Source organism: Geminocystis sp., from assembly GCF_041753295.1.
In the GTDB taxonomy this organism is placed as follows: domain Bacteria; phylum Cyanobacteriota; class Cyanobacteriia; order Cyanobacteriales; family Cyanobacteriaceae; genus Geminocystis.
On sequence record NZ_JBGSUU010000008.1, the window covers coordinates 1 to 4,976 of the forward strand.

The following is a 4,976-nucleotide window of genomic DNA, read 5'->3' on the forward strand; positions in this document are numbered from 1 at the left end:
TTTAAAACTCCAAAAATTTTTTCCCAAACCCCTTTTCGATTCCAACGACTGAAACGAGTATGAACCACTCGAAAATCTCCGAATCTATCAGGTAAATCTCTCCAGGGAATACCGGCTCGATATCGATACAAAACTGCCTCCACAAATAATCGATTATCTTTGGCGGTGACTCCTATAGTGCCAAATCTACCTAGAAGCATATCTTTAATTCTTTCCCATTGATCATCTCTTAAAGCATAACGAGGCATCTTCTTACCACAGGGTGTTTTTGTCAAAAAATTATCCAGATATATATTTTATCTTGTTTTAAGTTCTAATTGATGACACGCCCTAATGCTCTTAATTCTGGAGAACGTAAAGGATGAATGCTATCATGCCCATGTTTTACTCTATGTATTTCTATATAGCCCCCCGATAAATCAATTTGCGACCATTTTAAGGCTACTAATTCGGCTGTTCTGAGTCCATGACGAAACATTAATAAAATAATAGCACTATCTCTGTAGGGATGACGACCTACTTTTTGAGCTGAATGGATCAGGGATTCCACTTCCGATGGACGCAAATATTCCCTGCCAAGTGATGGTAATTTTTTCGGAGGTGGGGAAAATATCTTTGCCTAAAATAGAAGTTGGGGAGTAATTGAAAACATGGATCAAGTCCTCATCATTGCATATATATCTCCATTATACTTTGCCTAAAATGAGACAAACTCGGCAAAGTTTATTATTTAAGTTTCTTATCATTCAAGTCTAAAAAATAGCATTTTAAATAGTACTGATGAATTGATTGCCCCTCGTTGCGCGAACCTTCTATTTACGCCAATTTGTGGTTTTACTATGGTTAATCGCCTTTTACATCTTCATTGTAGTTATCCTTCTCGCCCCATTTTAAAAATAATCACTCTTTATCAACCTACGGAAGAACGTTGGCAAAATAATTTTACAATTAGGAGGTAATTTCTATGACTTTTGAACAGGAAGAAAAGCAATTGGTAAATAAGTTGGTTACTTATTCTTTAGAGTTGAATGGGGAATTAATTTTAGTGGAAAATGTACCTGCTAGGGTGAATGAGGAAACGGGAGAACAGTTTTTTGCCCCTGACATAGTGGAACGTTTACAAGATATGATTTTAGGTGATGAAAAACTCGTTTTCTCAAAGGATTTTTAGATCAAGCTCATATAAAAATTAATGAATATTGTTTATAATTTACAAGGAATAGAGTTTGAATGGGATAGTAATAAAGCTAATAGTAATGTTATTAAACATGGAATCACATTTGAAGAAGCTGTAGAGGTTTTTTTAGATCCATTTTATCAAACAGGAGATGCCACTAGAAACAATGAGCAAAGAGAATTTATCCTTGGTTATTCTTTAAAATATCGTCTTTTATTAGTTGTTTTTATGGAAAAAAATCAAAGAAATCGTATTATTTCCGCCCGTCCTGCTACTCGTTATGAACAGAAATTATATGAACAATCATAAAGATTATACTTTAACAATTAAGCCTCGTTCTGGGGAAATAGTATCTATTAAAATACCTTCAGATACTCTTAAACAATTAGAAGAAATAGCTCAAGAAAAGGATATGTCTTTAGAGGCTTTAATCAGATTTTATATAGGCAAAAATTTAAGGGAAGAAATTAGTCAAAAATTTACTCAAAAATTAATGAACTCTACTCTAAAAGTGTTAAGTAAGCATATTTCTTCTGAGTCGGAAAGGGAAAAAATTATCAAAGAAATTCAATCAGAGTTAATCTAGTTATTTATTAAAATAAGGAAAAATATAACGATCTTTAATGCTATTTTTCTCTTTTATTTTCTCACAAAAAATTGGACAAATACAATAAAAAAAATATCTAATTATGATGCTTAGTTTACCTACATACGACTGTTATAAAGATTCTGGGGTTGATTGGTTGGGGGAAATTCCTCAAACATGGGAGCTTACTTCTGGGAGAACTTGTTTTGCTCAACAAGAAATCAAAAATAAAGGTAATCAAGAAACAACAGTTCTTTCATTAAGTTATGGCAATATTGTTATTAAACCAGAAGCAAAATTAGATGGTTTAGTCCCTGAGTCATTTGAAACTTATCAAATTGTTGATGTAGGAAATATCATTATTAGGTCAACTGATTTACAAAATGATAAAACAAGTTTAAGGGTAGGTTTAGTTAAAAACAAAGGTATTATTACTTCTGCTTATTTATGTCTTGTTACAAACGAAAAAATTAAACCAGAATTTGCTTATTATTTACTTCATGCCTATGATTTGCTGAAAGTATATTATGGAATGGGGTCTGGATTAAGACAAAATTTAAGTTTTACTGACTTTAAATATCTTAAGTTACCTCTACCCCCGATCGAAGAACAAGAAAAGATAGTAAAATTTTTAGATAAGAAGTGTGAGGAGGTAGAGAAGTCGATCGAACTCAAACAAAGATTAATCGCACTGTTAGACGAGCAAAAGTCGATCGTTATTAACCAAGCCGTCACCAAAGGCTTAAACCCTAACGCACCCATGAAAGATAGTGGTATTGATTGGCTTGGCGATATTCCTGCCCATTGGGAGGTTAAAAAGTTAAAGTATGTTTGTAAAATTTTTAGGGGAAAATTTACCCATAGACCAAGAAATGATCCAAAATTATATGATGGCAAATATCCTTTTGTCCAAACAGGAGATATTGCGAGAGCAAGAAAATTTTTAACAACATATAATCAGACTTTAAATGAAAAAGGTTTACGAGTATCTACACTTATTCCTAAAGGTACTGTTTTAATTACGATCGCTGCCAATATAGGAGATATAACGATCTTAAACTTTGACTCATGTTTTCCTGATAGTGTAGTGGGATTTTATCCATATCAAATATTAAAAAGAGATTTCCTATATTATGCTTTAGTATCTATGAAACAAAAATTTATTAATTCTTCAATACAAAATACACAAATGAATCTTAATGTAGAGCGTATTGGTGTTAATTTTATTTTAATTCCTCCTATTGAAGAACAAGAAAAAATAGTGGAATACTTAGAGGAAAAAACAGCAGAAATAGAAGAATTAAAAGAGAAAACCTTACAACAGATAGAGAAACTAAAAGAGTTGAAACAAATCTTAATCGCCGAAGCCGTGACAGGTAAAATTAAAGTATAAAATTAAAACTATAAATAGTAAAAAAGCACTAATAATCAAGCCATGAATATTGACACTTTAAAAGATAAAATAAGATATTTGACCAATGATGAAGGGAAAAAAACCGATGTTTTAATACCCCTAGCTATGGGGGAAAATATTTTGCAGAATCTTCCCTTAGAAATAGAGGAAGAAAATGATCATAAAACTCAATTAATAGCCGATTTAAAACAAAGCCTCCTCCATGCTAGAGACGGTAAAACCTAGCCCTTAGAACAACTTTGCAACGATAACTAAAAAAGATGATATTATTAGATATGTATCATGTACCAGTAACATTAATTAATGATAGAGTCTTTTGTTTGTAAAGAAACCGAGAAAATTTGGCAAGGGAAACATTCCCGCAAATTACCTACAGAAATACAAGCAAGAGCATTAAGAAAACTGCGCCAACTGGATGCCTCCTTAACCCTCAATGATCTTAAAATACCTCCAAGTAATCATCTTGAGCAACTATCAGGAGATAGACTAGGACAATATAGCATACGCATTAACCAACAGTGGCGATTATGTTTTCATTGGGAAAATGGTACAGCGTTTGATGTAGAAATAATCGATTATCACTAATAATTATGACCACAGAATTAATAAAAAATCCCCATGCAGGAGACATCCTTAAACACGAATTTTTAGACGAATTAAACATCAGTCAAAATGCCCTCGCCCGTGCCATTAACGTGCCTCCTAATCGCATTCACGCCATAGTAAAAGGAGAAAGAAGCATAACCGCCGATACTGATTTACGCTTATGTCGTTTTTTTAGACTTTCCGAAGGTTACTTTTTAAGGCTACAAAATAGTTATCAAATTATGGAAGCAAAACGCAAATTAGGAGAACAATTAACCTTAATTACTCCCTTAACTATTAACTAATAAAAGATGATAAATACCTTAACAAAACAAAATCAAATATTAGATAAAAATAAAGTATTAGAAGTAATAAAAGCACAAGAAAATCTGTTTAATAAATATCACATAAAAACCCTAGCTTTATTCGGTTCAACCGCTAGAAATGAAGCCACCGAAAATAGCGATTTAGATTTTTTAGTGGAGTTTAATAAATCTCCCACCCTGAGTATGTATATGAACTTAAAATTTTACCTAGAAGAATTATTTAATAAACCCGTTGACTTAGTAACTATAAAATCTATTAAACCTATAATTAAAGAATCAATTTTAGCAGAAGCAGTCTATGTCCAGAACCCTTAAACTATACCTTGAAGATATTAATAATTCTATCAATAAAATTAATAAATATATCAAAAATCTAAATCAAATAGAATTTTTAGAAAATGACTTAATTTATGATGCCGTAATCCGTAACCTGCAAATTATAGGGGAAGCCACTAAAAATATTCCTGACACCATTAGGATAAAATATCCCCATATTGATTGGCGAAGTATTATCGAATTGAGAAATATTATTGTCCATGCTTACTTTAGTATTGATGATGATAAGCTAAGACGCACTTGTATAGTATATAATTATAATAATACAAATAAATTTGTTAATCTTAATCATGGCTATTAAAAATTTCTTATCACCTGAAGAAAAACATTATTTACAAAATGCTTTAAAAAAAGAAGATAGAGCTGAAGTTAGAGAAGGAACTACCAAATATTATATTGGAATATTTACCACCCTATAGTCCAGATTATAATTTAATAGAATTAGTATGGCATTCGGCAAAGGAATATATAGCTAATCGAGAATTTAAAAATGTAGAAGAGTTAGAAACAACAATCGCAAGGCTATTAAATGAAAATCAATTAGAGATAAAT

12 protein-coding genes and 1 pseudogene are annotated in these 4,976 nt (G+C 31.4%); 11 read left to right on the forward strand and 2 right to left on the reverse strand.

Annotation, left to right across the window (positions count from 1 at the left end; translation table 11 throughout):
- Together ACEW8E_RS00395 and ACEW8E_RS00400 are read right to left on the reverse strand one after the other, a co-directional pair.
- Window positions 1-248, reverse strand: a 248-nt coding sequence (locus ACEW8E_RS00395; RefSeq protein WP_373478374.1) for a transposase, incomplete at its 3' end; no start/stop codon positions are given.
- Window positions 249-313: 65 nt separating this feature from the next.
- On the reverse strand, window positions 314-565 hold the full coding sequence (locus ACEW8E_RS00400; protein ID WP_373478363.1) for a tyrosine-type recombinase/integrase: 252 nt from the start codon (window positions 563-565) through the stop codon (window positions 314-316).
- A 399-nt stretch (window positions 566-964) separates the two neighbouring features.
- Here ACEW8E_RS00400 and ACEW8E_RS00405 point away from each other — a divergent pair, with 399 nt between their 5' ends.
- The 11 genes and pseudogenes from ACEW8E_RS00405 to ACEW8E_RS00455 form a co-directional block, all read left to right on the forward strand.
- Window positions 965-1,171 (forward strand): hypothetical protein, encoded by a 207-nt coding sequence (locus ACEW8E_RS00405; RefSeq protein ID WP_373478364.1) that lies wholly within the window; start codon window positions 965-967, stop codon window positions 1,169-1,171.
- Between the two features lie 21 nt (window positions 1,172-1,192).
- Window positions 1,193-1,486, forward strand: coding sequence for a BrnT family toxin (locus tag ACEW8E_RS00410; RefSeq protein WP_373478365.1), 294 nt, complete (start codon window positions 1,193-1,195; stop codon window positions 1,484-1,486).
- Window positions 1,473-1,763 (forward strand): ribbon-helix-helix protein, CopG family, encoded by a 291-nt coding sequence (locus ACEW8E_RS00415; protein ID WP_373478366.1) that lies wholly within the window; start codon window positions 1,473-1,475, stop codon window positions 1,761-1,763. The genes ACEW8E_RS00410 and ACEW8E_RS00415 overlap by 14 nt, the downstream gene beginning before the upstream one ends.
- Window positions 1,764-1,866: 103 nt before the next feature.
- The gene (locus ACEW8E_RS00420; RefSeq protein WP_373478367.1) at window positions 1,867-3,156 is read left to right on the forward strand and encodes a restriction endonuclease subunit S; all 1,290 of its coding nucleotides are present in this window, start codon (window positions 1,867-1,869) and stop codon (window positions 3,154-3,156) included.
- 42 nt (window positions 3,157-3,198) lie between these two features.
- Complete coding sequence (locus ACEW8E_RS00425; protein WP_373478368.1) at window positions 3,199-3,402, forward strand: hypothetical protein; 204 nt, start codon at window positions 3,199-3,201, stop codon at window positions 3,400-3,402.
- Between the two features lie 78 nt (window positions 3,403-3,480).
- On the forward strand, window positions 3,481-3,762 hold the full coding sequence (locus ACEW8E_RS00430) for a type II toxin-antitoxin system RelE/ParE family toxin (protein ID WP_373478369.1): 282 nt from the start codon (window positions 3,481-3,483) through the stop codon (window positions 3,760-3,762).
- 5 nt (window positions 3,763-3,767) lie between these two features.
- Complete coding sequence (locus tag ACEW8E_RS00435; protein ID WP_373478370.1) at window positions 3,768-4,067, forward strand: HigA family addiction module antitoxin; 300 nt, start codon at window positions 3,768-3,770, stop codon at window positions 4,065-4,067.
- Window positions 4,068-4,073: 6 nt separating this feature from the next.
- Window positions 4,074-4,403 (forward strand): nucleotidyltransferase family protein, encoded by a 330-nt coding sequence (locus tag ACEW8E_RS00440; RefSeq protein ID WP_373478371.1) that lies wholly within the window; start codon window positions 4,074-4,076, stop codon window positions 4,401-4,403.
- On the forward strand, window positions 4,387-4,725 hold the full coding sequence (locus tag ACEW8E_RS00445; RefSeq protein WP_373478372.1) for a DUF86 domain-containing protein: 339 nt from the start codon (window positions 4,387-4,389) through the stop codon (window positions 4,723-4,725). The genes ACEW8E_RS00440 and ACEW8E_RS00445 overlap by 17 nt, the downstream gene beginning before the upstream one ends.
- Entirely contained in the window at window positions 4,715-4,843 is a 129-nt protein-coding gene (locus ACEW8E_RS00450) for a hypothetical protein (RefSeq protein WP_373478373.1), read from the forward strand. The genes ACEW8E_RS00445 and ACEW8E_RS00450 overlap by 11 nt, the downstream gene beginning before the upstream one ends.
- Window positions 4,794-4,976 (forward strand): annotated as a pseudogene (locus ACEW8E_RS00455) (transposase); the annotation flags it as partial. The gene ACEW8E_RS00450 and the pseudogene ACEW8E_RS00455, both read left to right, overlap by 50 nt.

Bases quoted from the DNA above. Each gene is read 5' to 3' on its own strand.
- ACEW8E_RS00415 (WP_373478366.1), top strand. From the start codon at position 1,473: ATGAACAATCATAAAGATTATACTTTAACAATTAAGCCTCGTTCTGGG.
- ACEW8E_RS00450 (WP_373478373.1), top strand. From the start codon at position 4,715: ATGGCTATTAAAAATTTCTTATCACCTGAAGAAAAACATTATTTACAA.
- ACEW8E_RS00440 (WP_373478371.1), top strand. From the start codon at position 4,074: ATGATAAATACCTTAACAAAACAAAATCAAATATTAGATAAAAATAAA.
- ACEW8E_RS00410 (WP_373478365.1), top strand. From the start codon at position 1,193: ATGAATATTGTTTATAATTTACAAGGAATAGAGTTTGAATGGGATAGT.
- ACEW8E_RS00420 (WP_373478367.1), top strand. From the start codon at position 1,867: ATGATGCTTAGTTTACCTACATACGACTGTTATAAAGATTCTGGGGTT.
- ACEW8E_RS00430 (WP_373478369.1), top strand. From the start codon at position 3,481: ATGATAGAGTCTTTTGTTTGTAAAGAAACCGAGAAAATTTGGCAAGGG.
- ACEW8E_RS00435 (WP_373478370.1), top strand. From the start codon at position 3,768: ATGACCACAGAATTAATAAAAAATCCCCATGCAGGAGACATCCTTAAA.
- ACEW8E_RS00445 (WP_373478372.1), top strand. From the start codon at position 4,387: ATGTCCAGAACCCTTAAACTATACCTTGAAGATATTAATAATTCTATC.
- ACEW8E_RS00425 (WP_373478368.1), top strand. From the start codon at position 3,199: ATGAATATTGACACTTTAAAAGATAAAATAAGATATTTGACCAATGAT.
- ACEW8E_RS00405 (WP_373478364.1), top strand. From the start codon at position 965: ATGACTTTTGAACAGGAAGAAAAGCAATTGGTAAATAAGTTGGTTACT.